Below are 25,939 nucleotides of genomic sequence, written 5' to 3'. Positions count from 1 at the left end.
CACTGAGGGGATTCGAGATGCGCACCGTCGTCGTGCTGTTCACCCGTGACCTGCGCACCACCGACAATCCGGCGCTGGAGGCGGCCTGCCGGCACTCGGACCGGGTGGTGCCGCTGTTCGTGGCGGACCCGGCGCTCGACGTTCCCGCCAACCGCCGCCGCTTCCTCACCGAATCGTTGGCCGACCTGCGGGACAGGTTGCGCGCTCTGGGCGGTGACCTCGCGGTGCGGGTCGGCGACCCGGTGGAGGAGACGATGCGGATGTGCCGCCGACACGAGGCGACGGGGGTGGCGATGACGGATGACCACAGTGGATACGCCCGGCGGCGGCACGAACGGCTGGCCGCCGCGTGCGAATCCGCCCGGATCCCGTTGCGCGCCTTCCCCGGGGCGACGGTCGTGCCGCCCGGCGACGTCCGCCCCACCGGGGGTGGCGACCACTACCGCGTGTTCACGCCGTACTGGCGGGCCTGGTCCTCCGTGACCTGGCGTGACGTGGCGGCCGAACCGGATCGGGTCCGGCTCCCGGACGGTTTCGCCGGTGACGACCCGGTGGCGGTCCTCGGACACACCTCTCCGGAGTCGCCCCGGCAACGCACCGGCGGCGAGACGGAGGCGCTGCGCCGGTGGGACGACTGGGTTCCCGGCTCCGCCGACTACGCCGACCGGCACGACGACCTCGCCGGCGACCGGACCAGCCGGATGAGCGCGTACCTGCACTTCGGGTGCGTCTCGGCCCGGATGCTGGCCGGAGACGACCGGTCGCCCGAGGCGCTGGTACGGCAGTTGTGCTGGCGGGACTTCTTCCAACAGGTCCTGGCGGCGTTCCCCCGCCTCAACCGGGACGACTACCGGCCCCGGCCCGGCGACTGGAACGACGACCCCGACGAGTTGGACGCCTGGCGGCACGGCGAGACCGGCGTGCCCATCGTGGACGCCGGGATGCGGCAACTCCTCGCCGAGGGCTGGATGCACAATCGGGCGCGCATGATCACCGCGTCCTACCTCACCAAGGACCTGCGGATCGACTGGCGCGAGGGCGCTCACTGGTTCGACCGCTGGCTGATCGACGCCGACGTCGCCAACAACTACGGCAACTGGCAGTGGATGGCGGGAACCGGCAACGACAGCCGCCCCAACCGCAAACTCGGCATGCGAAGACAGACCGAACGGTTCGACCCCGGCCACGAGTACATCGACCGCTGGACCGGATCAGGGCCTGTCTGACAAATGATTACCCCGTGGACTCGCGGAGCCAGAGGATCAAGGAAGCCAGGACAACTCCGGCACGGTAGCGGTCGCCCAGCTTGTCGAACCGGGTCGCGATCGCGCGGAACTGCTTGAGGCGGGCGAAGCATCGTTCGACGACGTTGCGGTCGCGGTAGGTGACCTCGTCGAAGGCCGGCGGCCGGCCGCCGAGGGCTCCGCGTCGGTGGCGGTTCGCCGCCTGGTCGCGGCGCTCGGGGATCGTGGCAGCGATGCCTCGGCGCCTCGGCAGATGGCGGATGGCCCTGCTGGAATACGCCTTGTCACCCGGCACACGGTCCGGCGTCGTGCGCGGGCGGCCGGTGCCGAGGCGCGGGTGCGGATGCCGTCGAGGACCTGGCCGAACGCCGTCGCGTCGTTGACGTTGCCGGGCGTGAGCACAATCGACAGGGGCAGGCCCCGGCCATCGACGGCGAGATGGACTTCGGTGGTCAGTCCGCCTCGGGAGCGGCCGAGGGCCTGGCGCGCCTGCGAGCGGCCCGGATCCTCCAGTTCGTCCCCGTTCACATCCCCTTCTTGCGGGCGCCGACTGCGTGCTGGTGGGCTCGGTTGGTGGTGGAGTCGACGGAGACGGTCCATTCCACCCGGCCCACCGCGTCATCGCGGACCTGAACGTGCTCCAGCAACCGTGCCCGTGCCGTCCGCCTCCCAGCGGGCGAACCGCTCGTAGACGGTCTGCCACGGCCCGAACCGGTCGGGAGGATCCCGCAACGGAGCCCCGGTCCGCAGCCTCCACAGCACCCCGTTGACCACCTGCCGGTGTTCACGCCACGGACGGCCCCGTCCGTCCACCTGAGGCGAAAGGGGCTCTATCCGCCTCCATGCCGCATCCGTCAACCTCGACCTGCCACTCGATCAATTGTCAGACCGGCTATAGAGTCCCGCCCGTGGAGAATCATCAGGACGAGACCAGGACGGCCTACGACGGTGTCGTCGAGCTGTACGCATCGCTGTTCGCAAACCGGCTGGAAACACAGCCTTTCTCCCGGGCCATGATCGGCACCTTCGCCGAACTGGTGCGCGCGACGGGCAACCTGCGGACAGCGGACGTCGGGTGCGGGCCCGGACATCTGACAGCCATGCTGCACGAACTCGGCCTGGACGCCTTCGGACTAGACCTTGCCCCCGGCATGGTCGACCACGCCCGGCAGGCCCATCCGGCGCTGCGCTTCCAAGAGGCGCGGATGGAATCCCTGCCGATCGAGGACGCCGCGCTCGGCGGCATACTGGCCCACTACTCGATGATTCACACCCCTCCGGGGGAACTACCGGAGCTGCTCGCCGAACAGGTACGCGTCCTGGCACCGGACGGTCTGCTCCTGGTCTCCTTCTTCGGGACCGACGGACAAGAACCGGTCCGGTTCGACCACAAGGTGGCGCCCGCCTACAGCTGGCCGGTGGATCGCCTCGCCGAACTGCTGGGCGATGCTGGGCTCGATCCCTTCGCCCGCCTGCTCCACGATCCAGCCTCTGATCGGGGCTTCCTCGACGTCCATCTATTGGCGCGCCGTTCGTAGCCACTGCCCTGTCCCCCAGCCGATCGGCGCACCTCCTGATTGCCAGCCCAGCCGAATCTCGCTGATCAGACCGGAATCGTCAGATACTCCCTGACGGACAGTCATTCCGCTGGAGACGTGCCCGCGCGGAAGTCCCGTTCGTCGACCTCGGATACCACCCGCGCCACCGCCGCGAAGTCGTGGTCGACATGCAACACGGTGAGGCCGTGATGCACTGCGGTGGCACGCGACAGCAGATCGATCGGGCCGGCGGACCGGTGCTGCGCGGACTGCGTAAGGCGATACTGTGCACCCTCGACCCACTGCCACGCCCGCTCGGGAACCGGGGCGTACGCACAGAGCATTCGCAGCTCAGCGCGCAGTTCATCTCGGTGAACGGCATTCATCGCGGAGTGAAGGAACTCGATCTCGGTGGCTTCACAGACATGGAGCGCACCCGCTCCGATCGGTCCGCTCCATTCGTCACGAAGCCCGCCGTCCCGGAGCAGACGCCACAACGCCGAGGTGTCGATCGGATACTCGATCATGACCCGGATCGGCGTCGAGCCTGACGCTCGGCATCGCGCGCCGCGATCGCCGCGTCGAACTCACCACGCTCTGCTCGCCTTCCGAGCTTCTCCAACGCCTCCAACCGTTTCACTCGGAGCATCACCTCCGGCAGCGCGGAGTTCACCGTGTCCTTCTCAGTCGTGATACCCGGGGCGAGCCGCCTCGGCCGGGGATTCGTCGTCGAGATCGATCCGTGTCTCCGACATGACGCCCCCAGATGTCGGTCGTGTATGCGTTTCACACATCATGCCGACCCGCCGGGTCACGAGGCGGCGGCGGCCTTCATGTCCTTGACCAGTTCACGCGGCAGCGAGAAGGTCAGCTTCTCCTTGACCGACTCGATCTCGGTGACGTCGGTGAAACCGTGCTCGGCCAACCTGTCCAGCACACCCTGCACCAGGTCGTCCGGCACCGAGGCGCCCGAGGTGACTCCGACCGTGGTCGCCGCGTCCAACCAGGCGTCCTCTATCTCGCTGGCGTAGTCGACCAGGTGGCTCGCGGCGGCACCCGCCTGCAACGCGACCTCGACCAACCGCACCGAGTTCGACGAGTTGGTGGACCCGACCACCAGCACCAGGTCGCACTCCTCGGCGATCTGCTTGACCACCTGCTGGCGGTTCTGCGTCGCGTAGCAGATGTCGTCGCTGGGGGGCGCCTGGAGCAGCGGGAAACGCCGCTTGAGCGCCGAGACGGTGTCCATGGTCTCGTCCACCGACAACGTCGTCTGGGACAGCCACACCACCTTCTCCGGGTCGCGGACCTCCACGGAGTCGACGTCGGCGACACCGTCGACGAGCTTGATGTGGTCGGGGGCCTCACCGGTGGTACCGATGACCTCCTCGTGGCCGTCGTGCCCGATCAACAGGATGTCGTAGTCGGCGGCGGCGAACCGGCGCGCCTCGGCGTGCACCTTCGTCACCAGCGGGCAGGTCGCGTCGATCGCCTTCAGGCCACGCTCCCTCGCCTCCTCGTGCACCACGGGGGCGACACCGTGCGCGGAGAACACCACGATCGAGCCCGGCGGCACCTCCTCGTTCTCCTCGACGAAGACGGCCCCCTTGCTCTCCAGGGTGCTGACCACGTGCTTGTTGTGCACGATCTGCTTGCGGACGTAGACCGGCGGACCGTACAGCTCCAGTGCCTTCTCCACCGTGACCACCGCCCGGTCCACCCCGGCGCAGTAACCGCGGGGTTTGGCCAACAGGACTCGCTTCGCGGGCTTCGACATGTGCTCCATGGTACGGACGTCACCGGGCACGGCGACGCGCCCGTGACGCCCCTCACCGGCGGGCTTGCGTAGGCTTGCCGGGTGAGCCAGCCAGAAGCCCCGGCCGGAGAGGCCCCCGCCGGTCGAAGCACCCCGGACGAACCGTGGCCGGTGCGGGTGGTCAGCCAGAAGATAGGCGACTGGATCGCGCGGCTGGGCGTGGTGTGGACCGAAGGCCAGATCACCCAGATCAGCCGCCGCCCGGGCGCGCCGACGGTCTTCCTGACCCTGCGCGACACCGCCGCCGAGATCAGCGTCTCGGTGGTCACGGGCCGGGCCGTGGTGGAGGCGTGCGACCCGCCGCTGCGCGAGGGCGCTCGCGTCGTGGTGCAGGCCAAACCCGACTGGTACGCCGGGCGCGGCACCCTCTCGCTGCGGGCGTCACAGATCCGGCAGGTCGGCCTGGGTGAACTCCTCGCCAGGATCGAACAGTTGAAACGTCAACTCGCCGGTGAGGGGCTGTTCGCGCGGGAACGCAAACGCAGGCTCCCGTTCCTACCCCACCGGATCGGTCTCATCACCGGCCGCAACTCCGCCGCCATGCGCGACGTCCTGGAGAACGCCCGCGCCCGGCTGCCCTCCGCACGGTTCGAGGTCCGAGAGGTGCCCGTGCAGGGCGCCACCGCCGTGACCCGCGTGATGGAGGCCCTGTCCGAACTGGACGCCGACGAGTCGGTGGACGTCATCATCGTGGCCCGCGGCGGCGGGAGCGTCGAGGACCTGTTGCCGTTCTCCGACGAGACGCTGTGCCGCGCGGTGTTCGCGTGCCGGACGCCCGTGGTCTCCGCCATCGGCCACGAACCGGACACCCCGTTGTTGGACTACGTGGCGGACGTGCGGTGCTCCACCCCCACCGACGCGGGCAAACGCGTCGTCCCCGACTTCACCGAGGAACAGCGGGGGCTCGCCCAGGCCCGGCACCGGCTGCGGACGGCGTTGCACGGCAAGCTGGAACGCGAGTACCAGGGCCTGGCGGCGATCCGGTCGCGGCCGTGCCTGGCGCAGCCGTCCCGGATGATCGACGACCGGCGGGCCGAGATCGCGGCGCTGCGGGACCGTATCCGGCGGTCACTGGAGGTCCGGTTGGAGGCCGCGCACCGCGACAACGGCCACCTGCGTTCCCAACTGCGCGCCCTGTCGCCGCAGGCGACCCTCGACCGCGGTTACGCCATCGCGCAGCGCGGCGACGGGACGGTGGTCCGCGCGGCGGATGACGTCGAGGCGGGCGAGGCCCTGCGGCTGCGCGTCGCGGAAGGCGAACTGACGGTAACGGTGAAGGAGTGAGCATGTCGGACGAGATGCTGGATTACGAGCAGGCCCGCGCCGAGCTGGTCGCGGTCGTGGAGAAGCTGGAGGTGGGCGGCGCGAGCCTGGAGGAGTCGCTGGCGCTGTGGGAGCGGGGCGAACGGCTCGCGGACCTGTGCCAGGCGAAGCTGGACGGTGCCCGGGAACGGCTGGCCACCGTCCGGCAACCCGAACCGGTCGAACCCGACTGACCCCGCGTCACGCCCGGAGGCGCCGGCTCAGCCGGCGCGGAACCGCGCCCGGTAGGCCGTCGGAGTGGTGCCGAGCCGCCGCCGGAAGTGTTGCCGCAGGGCGGTGGCGCTTCCGAAGCCGCAGGCCCTCGCGATCTCCTCGACGCCCGACCCCCCGGACTCCAACATGTCCCTTGCCGCGAACACGCGCTGCTCGATGAGCCATTGGACGGGCGTGACCCCGGTGTGGGCCAGGAACCGCCGGCTCAGGGTGCGGGTGCTCACTCGTGCCCGCGCGGCGATCCGGTCCAGGGTGACCGGCTCCGCCAACCGTTCCAGCAGCCAGTGCATGGTCCCCGACAGCTCTCCGATCTCGTCGCCGATCTCCTGGCGCGCGACGAACTGCGCCTGACCGCCGTCACGCCACGGGGCGGCGACCACCCTGCGCCCGGTCTGGGCGGCGACGGCGGCGCCGAAGTCCCGCCGCACCATGTGCAGGCACAGGTCCACTCCGGCGGTGGTTCCCGCGCCGGTGAGGATGTCGCCGTCGTCGATGAAGATCGCCGCCGGGTCGAACCGCACCGCCGGGTACCGACGGGCGAGGGCGTCGGCGTGGCGCCAGTGCGTGGTGGCGCGGCGGCCGTCCAGCAGTCCCGTCTGCGCCAGGATCGCCGCGCCGGTGCAGATCGACGCCAGCCGGACTCCGGACGCGTGCGCCCGCCGGAGCAGGTCGAGGACCGTCTCGGGCACCCGGTCGTCCGTCTCGTGCGCCGGTACGACGACCGTGTCCGCGGTCAGCAGTTCCGTCACGGGGTGTGGCGGCCGCAGCTGGAACTGCCCACTGCCCGCGGCGGAGGCCGTCACGCCCTCGCCGGGACCGCACACCCGGACCCGGTACAGCGGCGCGCCGTCGGCCGACTGCGCGGATCCCAGGATCTGGCCGGGCATGGCCACCTCCAGTGCCACCACACCGTCCAGAGCGAGAACCGCGACCTCGTGCATGGCGGGAATCTTACGGAATCGGTCGAGAAGCCCTCTCGTGCGAGGCCCCGTTCCGGGGGACGCTGGAGCACCCGAGGATGGAGGAGTGCACCGATGCGTGTCGAGATCCTTATGTACGACGGCGTGTCCGAAGTGGATGCGATCATGGCCCTGCACGTGTTCCAGGTGGCCGCGCGGCTGGACGCTCCGGTCACGGCCCGGCTGGTGACCGCCGACGGCGCCACCGAGGTGACCGGTGCCGACCACACCCGCGTCACCGGCCTGGCCGAGTGGTCTCCCGACGAGGCCGACGTACTGCTGGTCAGCGGTGGCTGGATCCACGAGGTCATCGCCGACGGCGAACTGATCGAGCGGCTCGCCCGGTTCCGTGACCCCGCCGCACCCCGGCCGATCCTGACCGGCGTGTGCGCCGGGGCCGTGCTCCTCGGCGCGGCCGGGCTGCTGGAGGGCCGGCCCGCCACCACCCACCACCCCGCCTTCCCCGATCTGGCCGCCTACGCCGAGGTCGTCGACGCCCGCATCGTCGACGCCGGGGACGTGATCACCGCCGGCGGCGGCCCGTTGTCCGGCTTCGACCTGCCGCTCTACCTGCTGGAACGTGAGCTCGGCCTGTCCAGGACCGCCGCACGGGTCGAACAGTTCATGGAGTACGACCGGCGCGGCACCGTCTGGCGGTGAGCCCGGCGGCGGGGAAGGCGGCGAGACCCCCGGGAACGAATGGGCCCGGTGAGACGGCGGCGCGTCTCACCGGGCATCGACGGATCCGGATCAGGCGCCCGGTTCCAGCTTTCCGGTGATCATCAACAGGATGATCGGGTTGTCGGCGTATGCGGAGTTCTCCAGGATCGGGTCGTCCTCGGCCGGGAACGCCTTCACCCGGCCGCCCTCCTTGCACGGGTTGTTGCCGTACCGCTCGAACATCGGGATGATCGGCAGCAGCTCGTTGAACGCCACCGCGGCCTTGGTCACGTTGGCCTTCTGCTCCGCCTCGTCCAGTCCGGAACCGGCGGCGTTGACGACCTCCTGCAGGTCGAGCTTGCCGAACGCCTCGGTCTCGACGTTGAGGTCGAACGCGATGCCGTCGCCGCCGATGTTCTGGGCGATCGGGGTGTTGTGGGTGAACAGGTCCGCCACGAACGCGAAGTGCGGGTGCGGGTGCTGCGAGGAACCCCAGACCTGGATGGCGATCTCGAACTCGCCCAGGTCCACCTCCTGGATGTACTGCTCGAAGTCCATCGGGTTGGGGGTCAGCTTGATCCCGAACGCCGACAACTGCTCCGCGGCGTTGTCGCCGGAGGCCGCCCAGTCGGCGTAGTCACCGGGGTACTTGATGGAGTACTCGGCGGGCTCTCCGTCGGGCTTCAACCACTGGTCGCCCTCCTTCGTCCAGCCGGCCTCCTCCAGCAGTTCGGCGGCCTTGTCCTGGTCGTACTCGTACTTGTTGAGCTTGCCGATGTCCTCCTGGGACAGCCAGTCGGGAACCTGGATGTCGGAGAAGCCCACCATGTACTGCACGGCGACACCCGAGTCGGCCAACGCGACGGTGCCGTTGTCGTCCCGGTTGATCGCGTGGGCGATCGCGCGGCGGACCCGCACGTCCTTCATCTCCGGCAGTGCCTTGAAGTTGATGAACAGGCCGGGACCGGAGTAGTTCGGCGGGCGCAGGATCTTCAGGCCCATGTCCTGGTAGGCCCGTTCCTGGCTCGGCGAGAAGCCGTGCGTGGCGTAGTCGATGGAACCGTCCTGCACCAGCGGGTCGACGGCGGGCGTCTCACCGTTGTAGACGACGATCTTGTCGAACTTGATCGCGTCGGCACCGTAGCCCTTGTCGTTGCGGACCAGGGTCATCTCGGTGTCGGTGATCATGTCGGGGTCGATCGTGAACGGGCCGGACACGATCAGGTCCACCGGCCGGAACTCCTGCAGCGAGGTGCCCAGTGCCTTGCCCTCGTCGGAGTCCATGTCCTTGCCGTCGGCGAACAGCGCGGCGGCCTCTTCGGCGAAGTCGCCGTAGGTCTTGCCGCTCTCGTCGGCGGCGTGCGAGGCGATGATGTTGCCGCGCAGGATGTACCGCTCGATGACGGCCGACGGGGAGTCCAGGGTCGCGACGAAGGTCCGCTCGTCGGGGGCCTCGATCTTGGCGATCGACGCCCAGGACGCCGCCCGCTGGATCCACTGCAGCCAGTGGGTGGTCATGTAGTCCTTGGAGGTCAACGGCTCGCCGTCGCTCCAGGTCAGGCCCTCCCGCACGGTCACGGTGAAGGTCTGCGCCTCGGTGTCAAGGGCGGAACTCTCCGCCAGCATGTACTCCCACTTCTTGTCGTTCCAGTAGTAGTACGCCGACGGGAGCACGATCAGGTCGCGGTAGGGGCCTTCGAGCATGAACCGGGGCACGGGGGCATACGGTGCGCCGGACATGTTGTAGTGCCCGTCCGGCGGCTGCTCGTACGGGTAGGCGCCGTGGAACGAGCCGCGTTCCCCCTCGGGCACCGTCTCGTCAGCGCGGGAACAGGCGGTGGCGGTGCCCAGCCCGGCTGCTCCGACGGCTCCCAGGCCGACGATCTGGAACAGCCGTCGGCGGGAGATGTCGAAATCTGGGTTCTTCATTGATCCTCCTGAGGAGACACCGTCCGGCCGGAATCGCCCTCGCGTTCGGGCCGGATCAGGTTGAGCGCCTGTCGGCCGAACCGGGACAGGACAATGGTGGTCGCCGCGACGGCGAGGCCGGCCGCGAGCGTGACGACGGTGACGACCCGTTCGGCGGAGTCCGGCGCGGTGGCCGACAGCATCAGCAGCGAACCGACGATCACCAGCGAGGAGACCTGGATCGCGGTGCGGACCAGGACGGTCATCGCGCCGCCCCGTCCCGCTCGGCGGCGTCCCCGGCCACCACGTGGCACGAGACCTCCCTACCCGGGGACACCTCCGCGAGCTGCGGCGGAACCGTGTCACAGTCGCCCTCGCGGTACAGCGGGCAGCGGGGGTGGAAGGAGCAGCCGGACGGCAGCGCGGTGAGACTGGGAATGTCCACACTGCGCAGACCCGGGTCGTGGGTGTGCCGCTGGTCGGGGTCGATGTCGGGGACCGCGGCCAGCAACGCCTTGGTGTACGGGTGTTGCGGGTTGTCGATGACCTCGTGCGCGTCGCCGTACTCGACGACCCGGCCCAGGTACATGACGGCGATCTTGCCGCCGGTCCCGAAGTAGCGGGCGATGGCCAGATCGTGGGTGATGAAGATGAAACCGACGTCGAGCTCGGTGCGCAGCCGCGTCAGGGTGCGCAGCACACCGACCCGGATGGACACGTCCAGCATCGACGTGGCCTCGTCGGCGATCATGAGCCGCGGGTTGAGCGTCAGTGAGCGTGCCACCGCGACCCGCTGCCGCTGCCCGCCGGACAGTTGGTGCGGGTACTTCGGCAGGAAGTTCTCCGCCGGCGTCAGGTCGACCCGTTCCAGGAGTGCCTTCGCCTGCTCCCACGCCTCGGCGCGGTTCTTCGCCAGCCCGTGCCTGCGCAACGGCGACGACAGGGTGCCGAAGATCGAACGGATCGGGTTCAGTGAGGCGTACGGGTCCTGGTGCACGAACTGCACGGCGCGCCGGAACTCGTGGCGCCGCCGGGAGTCCATGGTGTCGACGTCCTCGCCCTCGAACTCCACGCTGCCGGAGGTCGGCCGGGCGAGACCGGCGGCCATCCGCGCGGTGGTGGTCTTGCCGCAGCCGGACTCCCCGACCAGGCACAGCACGTCTCCGGCGCCGACGGTCAGGGTGACGTCGCGGACGGCGGGCACGTCGCCCCGCTTGGTGTGGAACACCTGCGAGACGTTCCGCAGCGCCATCAGGGGCGCCTTATCGCTCTTGGGGTCGGTCACCGTCCCGCCACCTCCTTCTGTTCGTGCAGACTCACGTGTTCCCAGCGGATGCAGGCGGCCTCGTGGGAGACCAGGCCGTCGGGCCGCGACTCCACGGGAAGCAGCTCGGGGTCGGTCTCGGCGCATTCGTCGATCGCGTACGGGCACCGGGCACGGAAGGTGCATCCCTGCGGCAGGTGCGCCAGGTCCGGTGGTGAACCCGGGATCGAGGCGGGTTCCGCCGCACCGGCCCGCACCGGCGGCACGGCCTTGATGAGCCCCACCGAATACGGGTGCCGGGGGGTGGTGAACACGTCGTGCACGGTCCCGGACTCGATGATCCGGCCGGCGTACATGGTCGCCACCCGGTCGGCGAGTTCGGAGGCCAACGGCAGGTCGTGCGACACGAAGATCATCGCGAAGCCGAAACGCTCGCGCAGCTCGTGCAGCATGTTCACTATGGACCGTTGGGTGAGCAGGTCCAGGGCCGTGGTCGGCTCGTCGAGTACCAGGATCTGCGGTTCCAGCAGCAGCGCGAGGGCGATGAGCACCCGCTGCTTCATTCCGCCGGACAGCTCGTGCGGGTACGAGGGCAGCACCCGCGCCGGCTCCAGCCTGACCGCCTCCAGCGCGGCGGCGGCCCGTTCGTGGACGGCCTTGCGGGACGGCCGGGGGCCGTCGACCCGGTGGGCGCGGATCGTGTCGGCGAAGTGCTCGCTGATCCTCAACACCGGGTTGAATGCGTTCATCGCGCCCTGGAACACCATGGCGACCTCGCTCCACCGCCACTGCCGCAGTTCCCGGCCCTGCATGGCGAGGACGTCGCGGGTGGCGCCGTCCCTTCCCCGGTAGGCGATCTCACCGCCGGTGACCCGGCCCAGTTTCGGCAGCAGCCTCAGCAGGCCCAGCCCGAGCGTGGTCTTGCCGCAGCCGGACTCGCCGACCAGCGCCAGGGACTGTTGCGGGTACAGGTCGAAGTCGACGCCGCGCACCGCCGCGACGGTCCGGCCCGCACCGGTGCGGTAGCTGATCTCCAGATCGCGTACCGACAGAATCGGTTCCTGAGTGGACATGGCTCGCTACCCTTCCGACAACCGCGGGTTGAAGACTTCCTCCAGCGAACGGGTCAGCATGATCAGCCCCAGTTGGAGCAGCGCGATCATCGCGACCGGCGCCATCATGAACAGCGTGCCCTCCGGAAGGGACATCGCGCCGTAGGTCCACGCCTTGCGGATCATGATCCCCCAGTTCGCGCCCGCCAACGGCGCCAGACCGAGCACGTACATGCCGACCAGGGCGTAGATCGCGTTGGTGACGGCGATGATGAAGTTGATCAGGATGTAACCGGCCATGTTCGGCACGATCTCCACGAACACCACGCGGGAGGTCCCCAGGTCGAGCAGCTTCGCGGCCTCGACGAACTCGCGTTCCTTCAACGACAGCACCTGTGCCCGGATCGACCGCATCAGGATCGGCCAGGACAGGCACCCGATGAGCAGCGCCAGCACCGTCGGTGAGGTCAGTTGGAAGAACGACCCCAGCACCGCCAGCAGCACGATCTGCGGGACCGTCATGACGATGTCGGTGGTCTGGAGCAGGAAGGAGTCGATCGGTCCCCGCAGGTACGCGGCGAGGGAGCCGAGCACGACCGCGATCAGCGTCGTGATCGCCGCGGCACCCAGGCCGACGTAGATGACGGTGCCGCCGCCCAGCAGGGTCTGGTGGAGGACGTCCTTGCCGGCGTTGTCGGTGCCGAGCCAGTGGTCGGCGCTGGGCGCCTGCCAGGTGGCCTGGGCGTCGCCGGGGATGGTGGAGTCCAGGAACAACGGCGCCAGCACCGTCATCAGGAGCAACAGGCCGACGATGACGAATCCGGCCACGCCGACCTTGTTGCGGGTCAACCGGTAGAACAACCCGTGGCGGGGGATTCCGGGGGTGGGGGCGAGTGCCGACATCAGGAATCCACCTCTTTCCCGGACGTGCGGATGCGCGGATCCAGCAGCCCGTAACTAAGGTCGGCCAGCAGGTTGGCGAAGACGACCGTGATCGTGATGATCAGCAACAGGCCCTGGATCAGCGAGTAGTCGCGGTCGTTGAGCGCGTTGTAGAGCGCGTATCCGATGCCGTTGTAGGCGAAGATGATCTCCACGAAGATCGCGCCGCCGACCACGAAGCCCGCCTGCGTGGCGATCTGGGCGACCAACGGCAGGACCGCGTTGCGGCCCACGTACATCGCGCCGATGCGTCCGCCGCCGAGCCCCCGGGCGCGGGCGACCATCACGTAGTCCTCCCCCAGCGCCTGTGTGGTCGACGCCTTCATGATCAGCGCCCAGGTGCCGACCGTGGTGAGAACGTAGGCGAGTATCGGGAGGCTGGCGTGGTAGAGCGCGTCCTGGAGGAAGACGAGGCTGAACCCCGGCTCCTGCCCGGCGGTGTAGGTGCCTCGGATGTCCGACAGCGAGAACAGCCGCAGTTGCACACCGCCGATGACGACGATGATCAACGCCAGCAGGTAGTTGGGTATCGCGTGCAGTGTGGACCCGATCGCCGAGACCGAGTGGTCGATGAGGCCGCCGCGACGGTAGGCCATCACCATGCCGAGCAACAGCCCGATCGCGACCGAGATGATCAGGGCGAGTCCCACGCTGAACAGGGTCCACGGCAGGTGGTGGCCGATCTTCTCCAGCACGGGGATGTGGGAGAGCGTCGTGCCGAAGTCACCGTTGACCAGGCCCCACAGGTAGTCGAGGTACTGCTGCCACATGGGGGTGCCGGGGTCGAAGCTGTAGAAGGCGGCCGCCTGGGCGGCGGCGTCCTCGTAGGGGACGCCCTCGGCGGTGAGTTTGGCGATGTACACGTCCACCGGGTTTCCCGGTAGCAGTCTGACCATGAAGAAGACGCCGCTGGCGACGATGAAGATGGCCAGTACCGCCCGCGCGATGCGCTTGGTGAGGTAGGAGCCCCAGTACAGCAGTGTCGAGGCGATGAAGACGGCGAGCAGTAGGGCGCTGATCCACCCCATTCCGGCGAACTGCCACAGCCCCACCACGACGACGACGGTGACGGCGAGCCAACCGGCGAGGCGGAGCACTCCGTTGAGTGTCGGCGTGGACCGTGGTGCCGCCGCCTCGACGGTTGCGGTTTTTATCCCGACCATTCCACCTCTCCAGAGCTCGACGTGACCTGCGTCTCGTGGGCACGAACATACAAGAAACCCACCGGATGTGGGAGCGGGGGAAGATCACGAAATCGTATCGACCTACGTTCATGATTCGATTCATGGGACGTCGATATCCCGGGGGTGACCCATAATCGCGCGATTCTTACATTGAACTATCTTCACAATTCGTCGACTACGCCCTCTTCGGATCGCGGACTTCCGGGCGAGCCCTCGACACACCGCCCACCACCTGGTGTTTCACCGGCACCGTCGCCGCCCGGAAACCTTCGGCACACAATTTGTTCGACCCTAAAAGAAAATGCTCCGGACCGCCGTCGCCGCGCCTCCGGCCGCCGGCCCGAATAACCCCGACATTGCCCGGCCGCCAGGTCACGACATGATCACCATATTGAAGATAACCGATAGATTGTCCACATGGTTATTTCGGCACACGGAGAGTCCACTGTGATGTGAGCATCGCTCCACAAAGGAGGAGTATGGCGTCCGTCACCGTCGGTACCGCCGGTCAAGGGCCGGCTTCGGGCAACCCGGCGGTGCGCGGCGGCGCCGCCCGGGGCGGGACATGGTGATCCGCGTCCCAGGTGAAACGCGCAGCGGGCGCGTGGCGGATGTGCGTTTCTGCGCGCTCGGTGCTCAGCCGAGCGCTTTCGCGAACGCCTCCAGCTCGGCCATGGAGGCGTCACCGTGCACCACGAGCGTCATCGACTCGTCGGTGTAGACCAACGCCGGATTACCGTCCACAGTGAGGTAACTCATCCACTCCCGGCCGTCGAGCGTCACCGCCCCGGTCGGCCGGGGGCCGTCCCGCAGCTCCGCCACCAGGATCTCCTCGGCCAGGCCGTCACCGGCCACGTACTGCATCCCGCCACCCGAGGGCGTCTGGTAACCCACCCGAAGCGTCACCGCGCCGTCCCCCTGCGTCGTCTGCGCGCTCAACGGGTCCCACCCGTCGGGAAGTCCCTCCGGCGCCGGCGCGTCGAGGCCCAGCCCCTCCGCCTCGGTGTACGCCGGGCGCGGATCCACACCGTTCACCGGCTGGTCGGAGGTGAGGAAGCCCCACAGCAGGAAGAACGCGCCGATCGGTACCAGCAGCACCGCGAGCGAGATGACCATGTCACGCGGGCGGCGATCGCCCCGGGGGCGTGACGGTGCGGCGGGTGCGGCGGTGCTGCTCATACCACAATCTTGGCCGACCGCGCCCCGCGCCGCCACGGCGGGCCGGGTGGCCGTGACCACGCCCCACGACCACCGGAGTGCCGCACCGGCTGCGACGACTCGGCTGCACCATAATGGGAGCCCGCCACCACACCTGCTGCGAGAGGACACCGATGTCCCCACGTAAGACCGAAGAACTCGACAGGAATCTCGGCCTGGACCTGGTCCGCGTCACCGAGGCCGCCGCCATGGCCGCCGGACGCTGGGTAGGACGCGGCGACAAGGAGGGCGGTGACGGCGCGGCCGTCGACGCCATGCGTCAACTCATCAACTCGATCCCCATGAAGGGGACCGTGGTGATCGGCGAAGGCGAGAAGGACGCCGCGCCGATGCTGTACAACGGGGAGACCGTCGGGGACGGCACCGGGCCCGGTGTGGACGTCGCCGTCGACCCGATCGACGGCACCACGCTCATGTCCAAGGGGATGCCCAACGCACTCGCCGTGCTGGCCGTCACCGAACAGGGCGCGATGTTCGACCCGTCCGCCGTCTTCTACATGGAGAAACTGGCCGTCGGACCCGAGTGCGCCGACGTCATCGACATCAGCGCGCCCGCCCGGGAGAACCTGCGCCGCATCGCCGCGGCCAAGGGCGGCGGGGTCTCCGACGTCACCGTCTGCATCCTCGACCGGCCACGCCACGAGGACCTGGTCCGGGAGGTCCGCGACGCGGGCGCGCGCATCCGGTTCATCTCCGACGGCGACGTCGCGGGCGCCATCTCCGCCGCCCGCGACACCAGCGACGTCGACGTTCTCATGGGAATCGGCGGCACGCCGGAGGGCATCATCAGCGCCGTCGCCCTCAACTGCCTGGGCGGCGCCATCCAGGCCCGGCTCTGGCCACGCGACGACGCCGAACGGGCCAAGGCCGTCGACGCGGGCCACGACCTCGACCGCGTCCTCACCACCACGGACCTGGTCAAGGGCGACAACATGTTCTTCTGCGCGACCGGGATCACCAGCGGCGACCTGCTGCACGGCGTCCGGTTCCGCAGGGGCGGCGCGTACACCCAGTCGATCGTGATGCGGTCGAAGTCCGGGACGGTCCGGGTCATCGACTCCTACCACCAGTTGGAGAAGCTCCGGAACTACTCGCTCGTCGACTTCGACGGCACACCGCTGCCGGTGGAACCATGATCCTGGTCATCGGCGAGAACGTCGTCGACGTACTGCCCGGCGGCCCGGTCGCCGGAGGCGGCCCCGCCAACACCGCGGTCGGACTCGCCAGGCTCGACTGCCCCGTAGAGTTCGCCGCCCGGCTCGGCGGCGACGCCCACGCCGGACTCATCGAGGCCCGGCTGCGCGAGGCGGGAGTGGGTGACCGCCACTGGGTCCACACGTCCGAGCCCTCACCGGTCGCCGAGGTCACGCTCGACGAGTCCGGCGGCGCGAGCTACCGGTTCCGGCTCACCGGCGCCGCCGACTTCGGGCGGCTGCCCGGGGAGCTGCCCGACGGGTCGGTCCTGGCCGACGGCGGCACGGCCGTCCACCTCGGTTCCCTGGCGGCCTACCTGCCGCCCGGAGCCGACGTGCTGGAGAAGTGGCTGAGCGACCTGCCCTCCGGCGTGTTGGTCAGCTTCGACCCCAACATCCGGCCCGTCGTGACCGCCGACCTGGCGGCCGCCCGGCGGCGCACCGACAGGTTGGCCGGCCTCAGCCACCTGGTGAAGGCCTCCGGGCAGGATCTCACCGACCTGTACGGCGAGGACGGCCACGAGGCGGCGATCGGCCGTTGGCTGGCCGGCGGCACCCGGGTCGTGGTCGTCACCGACGGCCCCCGTGCCCGCGCCCACCACTCCGGCGAAGTCATCGAGGTCGTGGGACCGTCCGTACCGGTCGCCGACACCGTCGGCGCCGGGGACAGTTTCATGGCCGGCCTGCTCGCGCGGCTGCGACGACACGACGCCCTGACACCCGGGCGGCTGTCGGCGGTCGTCGGGGACGCCGAGGCACTCACCCAGTGCCTCAACTACGCGATGGCGGTCGCCGCGATCACCTGCACCCGAGTGGGAGCGGACCCGCCGACGGCGGCCGAGGTGGCGCGCTCCGCCGCCGACCACCGGATCCCCATCTGAGAGGCCGAGAGCGAGTGCGGCCGGACCCGGTGACCCGGGTCCGGCCGACGTACCCGCACGGCCGCGGTGGCCCGTTCCCGGCACGGGAACAGGCCGGGACCGCCACGACGGGGGTGTGCGTGGATCCCCACGCCCTCCCCGCTAATACCAACCGATCTCCTGCGAGTGCGCCCAGGCGTCGCAGGGCGTGCCGTACCGGTTCGAGATGTACTGCAGACCCCAGGTGATCTGGGTGATGGGATTGGTCTCCCAGTCGTCACCGACCGAGGCCATCTGGTTGCCCGGCAACGCCTGCGGGATGCCGTGGGCACCCGAGGACGGGTTGTGGGCGTGTTCGTTCCAGCCGCTCTCCTTGTCCCACAACTGTTCGAGACACGGCATCTGGTCGAGGCCGAAGCCGTGTTCGAGCAGCAGCGTACAACCGGCGGCCTTGTTCCCGGAGTATCCGTTGCAGTCTTCGGGGATCGGGCCGATGTCGACCGAACCACTGCCCGACTGCTCCTCGGCCTCTTCGGCCTCCTGGACCGCGGCGAAGGTGTCGTCCAACGCCTTGGCCTGGTCGCTGGCGACCTGGGCGATGTTCTCCGCCTTGGCCTCCGCGTCGGTGTCGGCGGCGGTCAACGCGTAGTCGCGGTGCCAGTCACGGGTGGCCTGCTGCTCCGCATCGGCGGCGCGGAGATCCTCCTCGGCCGACTGGCGCGGGTCCTGGATCCCCTCCTCACCGGTGAGTCCGATGTGAATGCCGAAACCGACTCCCGCCAGCAACAGGATCACGGCGAAGGCGCGGCAAGCCATCCTGGTCAACAAAGGAACCACGTGGGCAAAACCTTTCCGAGGCGTCAATTACCCGGCGACGCGGCGAATCGCCGACACCACACTGCCCGAACCGGTCCGGTTCGGCAACGCCCGCGGCGACCGGGATCACGTCGCCAGCCGACGATACAAGCGCGGCACCGCAGGTGGACAGCCGGGCCGTGTCCCTTATCGACGTGGGATTCCGATTGGTCCGGAACACCCGATGCGGCGCGGAATTCAGCCGTTCGGTGGATGCGGTACCGCACCGGGCGGTGCCGGAGACGTCAGCCGAAGTCCTCCAACAGATCGGTGACCATCTCCGCGATCGGGGACCGCTCCGAACGGGTCAACGTCACGTGCGCGAACAACGGGTGGCCCTTCATGGCGTCGATGACGGCGCTCACGCCGTCGTGACGTCCGACCCGCAGGTTGTCCCGTTGCGCCACGTCGTGGGTGAGCACCACCCGGGAACCGGTGCCGATCCGGGACAACACGGTCAGCAGGACACCCCGTTCCAACGACTGCGCCTCGTCGACGATCACGAACGCGTCGTGCAGCGAGCGGCCCCGGATGTGCGTCAACGGCAACACCTCCAGCATCCCCCGGGAGATGACCTCCTCGATGACGTTGTCGCCGCTGACCGCGCCGAGCGTGTCGAACACCGCCTGCGCCCACGGCTGCATCTTCTCGGCCTCGGTGCCCGGCAGGTAGCCGAGCTCCTGACCGCCCACCGCGTAGATCGGCCGGAACACCATGACCTTGCGGTGCCGGTCGCGTTCCAGCACCTGCTCCAGGCCCGCGCACAACGCCAGCGCGGACTTGCCCGTCCCCGCCCGGCCACCCAACGAGACGATGCCGACCTCATCGTCGAGGAGGAGGTCTAGCGCGACCCGTTGTTCTGCGGACCTGCCGTGGATACCGAACGCCTCGGCGTCGCTTCGCACCAGGCGGACCTGCTTGTCGGGCGTCACCCGGCCCAGGGCCGATCCCGAGCCCGTGGTCAGCACCAGACCGGTGTGGCAGGGCAGCCCGGCGGCGGCGTCCAACGGGATCCGCTGGTCGCTGTAGAGCTTCGACATCTCCGCGTCGGTCACCGACAGCGTCTCCATACCGGACCAGGTCGGGTCGAGTGCCTGGCCGTGCCGGTACTCCTCGGCGCGCAACCCGACGGCGGCGGCCTTCACCCGCAACGGCATGTCCTTGGTGACGAGACTGACGTCGGCGCCCGCCTTGGCGAGGTTCCACGCCACCGACAGGATGCGGGCGTCGTTGCCGTCGGCCTGGAAACCGGCAGGAAGGGCACCGGTGTCGGCGTGGTTCAGTTCCACGTACAGGCGACCGCCGGTGTCGTTGATCGGCAGCGGCCGGTCCAGGCGACCGTGCTTCATCCGCAGTTCGTCGAGGGAACGGAGCGCGTAGCGGGCGAACCAGCCCAGTTCCGGATGGTGCCGCTTGCCTTCCAGTTCCGAGATCACCACCAGGGGCAGGACGACGGTGTGCTCGTCGAACCGGCTGAAAGCGGCCGGGTCGGACAGCAGAACGGAGGTGTCAAGAACGTACGTGCGCGCGGTCATGGCGGCTCCCACCGGATCTTGAGTGGCGGGACGGGCTCCCGTCACAGTTCTCAACATAGAGGGTGGGGGCGTCAAACGCCCGCCTCGAAGCGACGCGGATCGCTGACGGATCCGGCCAACCGGGCTACCGGGAACGCGATGACGGAGGGTGCGGGCTGATCGGGCGGTGCGGTATCCGGGCCGGAGTTCACCGGGGGCCTCCAACCTCCGCCCCATACTAGGAGCATAGAACCGATCACGGAACGTCGTCCAGCCGGTTGCGGCACCCCTGTGGATAACCCGGCGGTTGTGGACAACCGGGTGCGACCGCCCGGCGGTCACCCGCGAGTGGTGCGCTCGGACTCCTCAAGCCAATCCAGGTACCACTGCGAGAACGAGACCCGCCGGCCGTCCACGCCCAGCGGCGTCAGATCGGCCGGGCCACCGTCGTGACTCCACATGGTTCCGCGCTCCGCGCCGGTGACCACGAGCCGCAGGAATACTCCGCAACCGTAGTGGCACAGGCAGATCGACCCGGCGAACAGCTGCGACTCCACCGTGTCCCACTCGTCGTCCCAGGCGCGGAACGCGTTGCGGTACGTCTCGTCGTCGTCGAACCCGTCGCGAGTCGGCTCCCGTGCGTCGTACTCCGCGACGACCGCCGTTCTCGCCGGCGCGTCGAGGAACGGCCGTGACAGCGTCGCCGAATCCGTCTCCGCCGCGTCGTCGACCCAGTCCCAGCCGCCGTCGCGGGACGTCGGTGTCGCGATGCCGTACCAGGGTCCGGCGCCTCCCGCACCGACCCTGACCAGGAATTCGCGGTAGTCCTCGGGCAACACGACGCCGCAGGCCGCCTCGATCTCGGATACCTGTGCGTCGGAAAGCGGTGGGGCGAGCCGGAACCGGTGTCTGCGCGCACCGAAGACGGCCTCGGAGCGGCCGTCGCCGGCGAGGGCGTCGACCCTCCGGCGCACTCCGTTCCACGTCATACCGGCACGGTACCGAAACCCCACCCGACGTGACGGTCCCGGATCGGTGCGCAGAGACGGCCCGGCGGGTCCGTGACCTCGCCGGGCCGTCGTCCGATCCGTGGGCCGGAGTCGGCCCCGTCGCGACCGCACCGGGTGCGCCGCGACGGTCAACCGGTCAGTACCAGTTGTTGGCCTGCCAGAAACCCCATGCGCCGCACGGATCGCCGTACCGGCCGGTGATGTAGTCCAGGCCCCAGGCGATCTGCGTCGCCGGGTTGTCCCGCCAGTCACCACCGGCCGAAGCCATCTTGTCGCCGGGCAGGGCCTGCGGGATCCCGTAGGCGCCCGACGACGGGTTCTCCGCGTACTCGTTCCAGCCGCTCTCGTGGTCCCACAACGGAACCAGGCAGCTCATCTGGTCGGTGCCGAGACCGTGGTCGGCGAGTTGCCCGCACGCGATCCGCTGGTTTCCGGAGTAGGACTCGCAACCGGGGGCCGCCTGGGTGTCCGGTTCGGACTGCGGTTCCTCGGGCTCGGGTTCCGGCTCCGGTTCGGGTGCGGGCTCGGGTTCCGGCTCGGTCGGATCGGGTGCGAGCCGTTCCTTGTCGCGGCTGATCGACTCGTCCATCCAGCGTTCGTCGCCGGCGGCGGCCGGTTCCGCGGCGGTGGACGTCACGGGCTCGACGGTCTCGGGGTTGAGCGACCAGCCGAGCCAGGCACCTGCGACGGCCAGCAGCGCCACGACCGTGAGGAGTCCGTGACGCAGCCGTGGGCGCGCGACACGGGGCGGGCGCCGGTGTTCTCCCGCGGAGTGCGCCGGGGTGGTGTCCTCGGGTTCGGTCTCATGCCGTTCGTCGGCAGAACTGCTCACCGTTGATCCATTCCTTCTCGGGGTGTCCGGTGTCGCGCCGTCGGGCGGACACCGGCTGCGAAGCCTGACAGCCGGATCACGGGCACGACAAGGGCAGGACACGAAGTGATGAACGAAGACCACCGGTACGGGCCATGCGCCGTGACGCGTGTGGTTCAGGAGGTGGCCAACCCGACTGCAACCTCGACGCCGTAACGGTTCCACTACAAGCTTCGAGCCGCCGACACAGGCCCGAGTCCACAACGGTCGGTGACGATGTCGCCACCCTCCACGGCTCGTCCGTCTCGGTGGCGGCGGGACGATGTCCCGCATAATGGTGATGCGCCCCGGCACGCGCATCCCCTCATGCCATGCCCCGGGAGCAGAATGACCCACGCGACCTACGTGCCGGCGGGCTCCCGCCCGATCCCGCCGAACGATCCCACCGCACCGCCGGCTCGCCACGTCGATCGTCGGATCGCCCGGGACCCGTGGCGAACCCGGCCTCGGGCGCACCACGGTCTCGCCCCATCGCCCCGGCATGAACTCCGAGGAATCCGATGATGTCGACTCGGCTCACACGACGGCTGGTCGCCGTCGTCGCCGTGGCGGCGTTCTCGGTCTGCGTCACCGCGAACCTCGTGGCGCTGGGACACCGCGCTCCCGTCCCGATCGCGCTGTGGTCCATGGTGGTGGGGGTACTCGCCGTCGTCGCATGGCTGCTTCTGGCCCGGCACGTACCACCGGGTCAGGTGCAGCGGCGATGGTGGCCTCGACGCCGACGGGCGGTGCGTTTCGTCTACTACCTGGGGCTGACGGCGTGGCTGTCCATCGGGCTCAACACGTCCCTTCACCTGCCGGGCTGGTCGGAGTTCGCATCGGCGGGTCCGGTCGCCGTCCCGGTGGAGGTCGTGGAGATCGGTGACGTCGATGTCCATGGCGGCCGCCGCACCACCTACGAGTTCCTGATGACCGCGGTGGTACCCGACGGCAGTGACCGCCGGACCGTGACCCAGACCGTTGAACTCGCATACGATCCCCGTGGGGTCGCCCCCGAGGATCACCGGCTCTTCGCCTATCAGGTGGCCGGACGGCCCGAACTCGGAGTCTTCTTCACCGACTCTCCCGAACAACACTCGTGGCTGACCGACTGGCCGATCGCGTGGACAGGAGCGTTCGCGATGGGCTTCTTCCTGTGGTTGTTCTGGTGGTACGAGGAATGGGACGCGCGCAAGGATGGCGACGGCGGCACCGAGGTGCGACGGCTCGGGCCTCCCTCGCCACGTCTTCTACTCATCTCGGGCGGTCTCGTCGGCCTCAGCATGCTCCTGTTGCTGGGCCTGGCGGGAGTGAGCGCGGAACACCAGGGGCCGCCCGGCTTCAACAACGAGGTGTGGGACCAGGGCACGGCGATATCCATCGTGGTCGGGCCCGTCTTCTGTTCGCCGGCGTTCGTGGCGGGATGGCTCACTCGGTGTTGGGCCGAGACCGGAAGACGGTTCTGACGGCTCAGACGCCGTAGCGGCGTTGGCGGGAGGAGTAGGACCGTAGGGCGCGGAGGAAGTCGACGCGCCGGAAGTCGGGCCAGTTGAGGTCGCAGAAGTAGAACTCCGAGTACGCCGACTGCCACAGCAGGAACCCCGACAGCCGCTGCTCGCCGCTGGTGCGGATGAGCAGGTCGGGGGCGGGCTGGTCCTTCAGGTAGAGGTGGTCGGCGATGTCCTGCGCCTCGAGCTCGTCGGCGACCTCGTGGAGGGTCTTGCCGCGCCTGTCGTACTCGTGCAGCAGGGCGCGGACCGCGTCGGTGATCTCGCGGTGGCCGCCGTAGCAGATGGCGAGGTTGACGACCGCGCCGTCGGTACGGTCCACTGTGCTCTCGGCGGCCCGCTTGATCGCGGAGGCGTGGTGGGCGGGTAGCAGGTCGAGCGCTCCGATGGTCCGAAGCCGCCACGGCTGCCCGGCTTCGGCGAGCTCGACGGCGAGGTCCTGGATTATCTGCAACAGCGGCTCCAGCTCGACCGCCGGCCGCCCCATGTTCTCTGTGGACAACAGCCAGATCGTGACGTGCCGGACTCCGGCCTCGTCGCACCAGCGCAACAGGCGCTTGATGTGTTCGGCGCCCTCCCGGTGGCCGTCGTTCGGATTGACGAAACCCATGTCCTTGGCCCACCGGCGGTTGCCGTCCACCATCACCCCGACATGCGCCGGGAGCGGCCCGCCCGCCAGCTTGGCGGCCAGTCGCTTCTCGTAGAGCCGGTACAGCAGATCACGCATCGCCACAGCAGGTAAGCGTAGTCCGCGTACGGTGATCTCGCCGGGGGTGGCCCGGTCTCTCACCATTGGCCGGGAATGGGCACATTGCCCCACGATGACGTGGTCGGCCACCCGACCGTCGATGGGCCGCCGGATCACACCCCGGTCCGGTCTCCCCACGGTCGCATGGCCGACCACGTGCGCGTTCGGCTCGGTCGGATCCGCTCAGTCGTTCGCCAGCCGCGCCTTCAACGCGTCGAGCTCGGCCCACAGCACGCCCGGCAGCTTGTCACCGAAGCGTTCGAACCACTCGTTGATGGAGGGCAGCTCGGCGCGCCACTCCTCCGGGTCCACCGCGAGCGCGGCGACGAGGTCGTCGCGTGAGATGTCGAGGCCGTCGGTGTCCAACGCCTCCGGGGTGGGCACGAAACCGACCGGCGTCTCGCGGGCCTCGGCGGTGCCCTCCAGGCGTTCCACCACCCACTTGAGGACCCGGCTGTTCTCACCGAACCCCGGCCACAGGAACCGGCCGTCCTCGCCGCGGCGGAACCAGTTCACGTAGAAGATCTTCGGCAGCCGGTCGGCGTCACCGCCGCCCGCCGGACCCTTGCCCATGTCAATCCAGTGCGAGAAGTAGTCACCGGCGTGGTAGCCGATGAACGGCAGCATCGCCATCGGGTCGCGCCGCACGACACCGACCTTGCCCACGGCGGCGGCGGTCGTCTCCGAGGACAACGTCGCCCCCTGGAAGACGCCGTGGTTCCAGTCGCGGGACTGGCTCACCAGCGGGATCGTGCCGGCGCGGCGGCCACCGAAGAGGATGGCGTCGATCGGGACGCCCCGGGGGTCGTCGTAGGCGTCGGCCAGGATCGGGCACTGCGTGATCGGGGTGCAGAACCGGCTGTTGGGGTGGGACGACGGCTCGTCGGAGTCGGGGGTCCAGTCCCGGCCCTTCCAGTCGGTGAGGTGCGCGGGCGGTTCGCCCATGCCCTCCCACCAGATGTCGCCGTCGTCGGTCAACGCCACGTTCGTGAACAGCGAGTTGCCCTTGGCGATGGTGCGCATCGCGTTGGGGTTGGTGGTGTAGTCGGTGCCCGGGGCGACCCCGAACAGGCCGTACTCCGGGTTGACGGCGTAGAGACGGCCGTCCTCCCCGAACCGCATCCACGCGATGTCGTCGCCGAGCGTCTCGACCTTCCATCCGGGGATGGTGGGTTCCAGCATCGCCAGGTTGGTCTTGCCGCACGCACTGGGGAACGCGCCGGTGATGTGGTAGACCTTGCCGGCGGGGCTGGTCAGCCGCAGGATGAGCATGTGCTCGGCGAGCCAGCCCTCGTCGCGTCCCATGACGGAGCCGATGCGCAGCGAGAAGCACTTCTTGCCCAGCAGCGAGTTACCGCCGTATCCGGACCCGTACGACCAGATCTCGCGGGTCTCGGGGAAGTGGGAGATGTACTTGGTCTGGCTGCACGGCCACGCCACGTCCGCCTCGCCGGGTTCCAGCGGTGCGCCGATGGAGTGCATGGCCGGCACGAACTCCGCCGTGTCGCCCATGGCCGCCAGTACCTCCGATCCCATCCGGGCCATGATCCGCATACTGGCGACCACGTAGGCGGAGTCGGTCAACTCCACACCGAACATCGGTTTCTCCGCGGTGAGCGGTCCCATGCAGAACGGGATGACGTACATGGTGCGGCCCCGCATGCAGCCGCGGTACAGCTCCGTCATGGTCTGCTTCATCTCGTGGGGCGCCATCCAGTTGTTGGTGGGGCCGGCGTCGGATTCGCGTTCCGAGCAGATGAAGGTGCGTTCCTCGACGCGCGCCACGTCGGAGGGGTCGGTGCGTGCCCAGAACGAGTTGGGCTTGTGCTTCTCGTCGAGGCGCACGAGCGTGCCCGCCTCCACGAGTTGATCGGTGAGGCGGCGCCATTCGGCGTCGGAGCCGTCGCACCACACGACCCGGTCCGGGGTGGTCAGCGTGGCCATCTCGGCGACCCAGGAAAGCAACCCGGGATGTGTCGTGGCGGTGGTGTCCAGTCCCTGGATCGCGACCGGTGCGCTCATTCGGTTGCTCCTTTGTTGACGGCGGCGGACGGACGCGGGCACCGGACGGTTACCGCGA

Annotated in this window: 25 protein-coding genes and 1 pseudogene; 8 read left to right on the top strand and 18 right to left on the bottom strand. The window is 69.2% G+C overall.

Annotation, left to right across the window (positions count from 1 at the left end; all coding sequences use genetic code 11):
• The first annotated feature begins 17 nt into the window (after positions 1-17).
• Entirely contained in the window at positions 18-1,226 is a 1,209-nt protein-coding gene (locus tag LX16_RS24855) for a cryptochrome/photolyase family protein (protein WP_147144319.1), read from the top strand.
• On the opposite strand, the pseudogene LX16_RS24850 reads toward LX16_RS24855, so the two are convergent.
• Positions 1,212-2,102, bottom strand: a pseudogene (locus LX16_RS24850) (IS5 family transposase). The gene LX16_RS24855 and the pseudogene LX16_RS24850 sit on opposite strands and share 15 nt — an antisense overlap.
• A gap of 50 nt (positions 2,103-2,152) precedes the next feature.
• Here LX16_RS24850 and LX16_RS24845 point away from each other — a divergent pair.
• Entirely contained in the window at positions 2,153-2,782 is a 630-nt protein-coding gene (locus tag LX16_RS24845; RefSeq protein ID WP_147144316.1) for a class I SAM-dependent methyltransferase, read from the top strand.
• A gap of 101 nt (positions 2,783-2,883) precedes the next feature.
• On the opposite strand, the gene LX16_RS24840 is transcribed toward LX16_RS24845, so the two are convergent.
• The 3 genes from LX16_RS24840 to LX16_RS24830 all read right to left on the bottom strand — a co-directional run bounded on the left by LX16_RS24840 (position 2,884) and on the right by LX16_RS24830 (position 4,559).
• Positions 2,884-3,309 carry a PIN domain-containing protein gene (locus LX16_RS24840; protein ID WP_147144313.1) on the bottom strand — a complete coding sequence of 142 codons (426 nt, stop codon included), beginning with the start codon at positions 3,307-3,309 and terminating at the stop codon, positions 2,884-2,886.
• The gene (locus tag LX16_RS27305) at positions 3,306-3,455 is read right to left on the bottom strand and encodes a hypothetical protein (protein WP_211354758.1); all 150 of its coding nucleotides are present in this window, start codon (positions 3,453-3,455) and stop codon (positions 3,306-3,308) included. The genes LX16_RS24840 and LX16_RS27305 overlap by 4 nt, the downstream gene beginning before the upstream one ends.
• 138 nt (positions 3,456-3,593) lie before the next feature.
• The gene (locus LX16_RS24830; RefSeq protein ID WP_244615973.1) at positions 3,594-4,559 is read right to left on the bottom strand and encodes a 4-hydroxy-3-methylbut-2-enyl diphosphate reductase; all 966 of its coding nucleotides are present in this window, start codon (positions 4,557-4,559) and stop codon (positions 3,594-3,596) included.
• 81 nt (positions 4,560-4,640) lie between these two features.
• Here LX16_RS24830 and xseA point away from each other — a divergent pair, with 81 nt between their 5' ends.
• Both xseA and LX16_RS24820 read left to right on the top strand, forming a co-directional pair.
• Entirely contained in the window at positions 4,641-5,882 is a 1,242-nt protein-coding gene (gene xseA, locus LX16_RS24825; RefSeq protein WP_147144307.1) for an exodeoxyribonuclease VII large subunit, read from the top strand.
• Between the two features lie 2 nt (positions 5,883-5,884).
• Positions 5,885-6,094 (top strand): exodeoxyribonuclease VII small subunit, encoded by a 210-nt coding sequence (locus tag LX16_RS24820; protein ID WP_147144304.1) that lies wholly within the window; start codon positions 5,885-5,887, stop codon positions 6,092-6,094.
• Between the two features lie 27 nt (positions 6,095-6,121).
• On the opposite strand, the gene LX16_RS24815 is transcribed toward LX16_RS24820, so the two are convergent.
• A complete protein-coding gene (locus LX16_RS24815) occupies positions 6,122-7,075 on the bottom strand; it encodes a GlxA family transcriptional regulator (protein ID WP_147144301.1) in 954 nt (317 codons plus the stop codon).
• 93 nt (positions 7,076-7,168) lie between these two features.
• Here LX16_RS24815 and LX16_RS24810 point away from each other — a divergent pair, with 93 nt between their 5' ends.
• A complete protein-coding gene (locus LX16_RS24810; RefSeq protein ID WP_147144297.1) occupies positions 7,169-7,753 on the top strand; it encodes a DJ-1/PfpI family protein in 585 nt (194 codons plus the stop codon).
• Positions 7,754-7,843: 90 nt separating this feature from the next.
• On the opposite strand, the gene LX16_RS24805 is transcribed toward LX16_RS24810, so the two are convergent.
• From LX16_RS24805 to LX16_RS24775, 7 genes are all read right to left on the bottom strand, one after another.
• Positions 7,844-9,682: an ABC transporter substrate-binding protein gene (locus tag LX16_RS24805; protein ID WP_147144294.1), complete on the bottom strand. Its 1,839-nt coding sequence runs from the start codon at positions 9,680-9,682 to the stop codon at positions 7,844-7,846.
• Positions 9,679-9,927 (bottom strand): hypothetical protein, encoded by a 249-nt coding sequence (locus tag LX16_RS24800; RefSeq protein ID WP_147144291.1) that lies wholly within the window; start codon positions 9,925-9,927, stop codon positions 9,679-9,681. The genes LX16_RS24805 and LX16_RS24800 overlap by 4 nt, the downstream gene beginning before the upstream one ends.
• The gene (locus tag LX16_RS24795) at positions 9,924-10,913 is read right to left on the bottom strand and encodes an oligopeptide/dipeptide ABC transporter ATP-binding protein (protein WP_147144483.1); all 990 of its coding nucleotides are present in this window, start codon (positions 10,911-10,913) and stop codon (positions 9,924-9,926) included. The genes LX16_RS24800 and LX16_RS24795 overlap by 4 nt, the downstream gene beginning before the upstream one ends.
• Before the next feature lie 29 nt (positions 10,914-10,942).
• Positions 10,943-11,998, bottom strand: a complete 1,056-nt coding sequence (locus LX16_RS24790; protein WP_147144289.1) for an ABC transporter ATP-binding protein — start codon at positions 11,996-11,998, stop codon at positions 10,943-10,945.
• A 6-nt stretch (positions 11,999-12,004) separates the two neighbouring features.
• On the bottom strand, positions 12,005-12,880 hold the full coding sequence (locus tag LX16_RS24785; protein WP_147144286.1) for an ABC transporter permease: 876 nt from the start codon (positions 12,878-12,880) through the stop codon (positions 12,005-12,007).
• On the bottom strand, positions 12,880-14,016 hold the full coding sequence (locus tag LX16_RS24780; RefSeq protein ID WP_244615971.1) for an ABC transporter permease: 1,137 nt from the start codon (positions 14,014-14,016) through the stop codon (positions 12,880-12,882). Before LX16_RS24780 ends, LX16_RS24785 begins: the two co-directional genes overlap by 1 nt.
• Positions 14,017-14,739: 723 nt before the next feature.
• On the bottom strand, positions 14,740-15,282 hold the full coding sequence (locus tag LX16_RS24775) for a DUF4245 domain-containing protein (protein WP_147144282.1): 543 nt from the start codon (positions 15,280-15,282) through the stop codon (positions 14,740-14,742).
• A gap of 152 nt (positions 15,283-15,434) precedes the next feature.
• Between LX16_RS24775 and glpX the strand changes: the two genes are divergently transcribed.
• Complete coding sequence (glpX, locus tag LX16_RS24770; protein ID WP_147144279.1) at positions 15,435-16,457, top strand: class II fructose-bisphosphatase; 1,023 nt, start codon at positions 15,435-15,437, stop codon at positions 16,455-16,457.
• Positions 16,454-17,395, top strand: a complete 942-nt coding sequence (locus LX16_RS24765; RefSeq protein ID WP_147144277.1) for a PfkB family carbohydrate kinase — start codon at positions 16,454-16,456, stop codon at positions 17,393-17,395. Before glpX ends, LX16_RS24765 begins: the two co-directional genes overlap by 4 nt.
• A 141-nt stretch (positions 17,396-17,536) precedes the next feature.
• On the opposite strand, the gene LX16_RS24760 is transcribed toward LX16_RS24765, so the two are convergent.
• The 4 genes from LX16_RS24760 to LX16_RS27300 all read right to left on the bottom strand — a co-directional run bounded on the left by LX16_RS24760 (position 17,537) and on the right by LX16_RS27300 (position 21,585).
• Positions 17,537-18,190 (bottom strand): aggregation-promoting factor C-terminal-like domain-containing protein, encoded by a 654-nt coding sequence (locus LX16_RS24760; protein WP_483263577.1) that lies wholly within the window; start codon positions 18,188-18,190, stop codon positions 17,537-17,539.
• 284 nt (positions 18,191-18,474) lie between these two features.
• Positions 18,475-19,764 carry an RNA 5'-3' helicase PhoH2 gene (gene phoH2, locus LX16_RS24755; RefSeq protein WP_211354757.1) on the bottom strand — a complete coding sequence of 430 codons (1,290 nt, stop codon included), beginning with the start codon at positions 19,762-19,764 and terminating at the stop codon, positions 18,475-18,477.
• Between the two features lie 317 nt (positions 19,765-20,081).
• On the bottom strand, positions 20,082-20,732 hold the full coding sequence (locus LX16_RS24750) for an SMI1/KNR4 family protein (RefSeq protein WP_147144267.1): 651 nt from the start codon (positions 20,730-20,732) through the stop codon (positions 20,082-20,084).
• Between the two features lie 157 nt (positions 20,733-20,889).
• A complete protein-coding gene (locus tag LX16_RS27300; protein ID WP_211354756.1) occupies positions 20,890-21,585 on the bottom strand; it encodes an aggregation-promoting factor C-terminal-like domain-containing protein in 696 nt (231 codons plus the stop codon).
• Positions 21,586-22,127: 542 nt separating this feature from the next.
• On the opposite strand from LX16_RS27300, the gene LX16_RS24735 reads away from it, so the two are divergent.
• Entirely contained in the window at positions 22,128-23,069 is a 942-nt protein-coding gene (locus LX16_RS24735; protein ID WP_147144264.1) for a hypothetical protein, read from the top strand.
• Between the two features lie 4 nt (positions 23,070-23,073).
• On the opposite strand, the gene LX16_RS24730 is transcribed toward LX16_RS24735, so the two are convergent.
• Both LX16_RS24730 and LX16_RS24725 read right to left on the bottom strand, forming a co-directional pair.
• Positions 23,074-23,838, bottom strand: coding sequence for an isoprenyl transferase (locus LX16_RS24730; RefSeq protein WP_211354763.1), 765 nt, complete (start codon positions 23,836-23,838; stop codon positions 23,074-23,076).
• Positions 23,839-24,042: 204 nt separating this feature from the next.
• Positions 24,043-25,881: a phosphoenolpyruvate carboxykinase (GTP) gene (locus LX16_RS24725; RefSeq protein WP_147144258.1), complete on the bottom strand. Its 1,839-nt coding sequence runs from the start codon at positions 25,879-25,881 to the stop codon at positions 24,043-24,045.
• Between the last annotated feature and the right edge of the window lie 58 nt (positions 25,882-25,939).

The organism is Stackebrandtia albiflava, from assembly GCF_007994225.1.
Classification (GTDB): Bacteria; Actinomycetota; Actinomycetes; order Mycobacteriales; family Micromonosporaceae; genus Stackebrandtia; species Stackebrandtia albiflava.
Note: the sequence above shows the minus strand (reverse complement) of the source record. Positions and strands in the feature narration are given on the sequence as shown.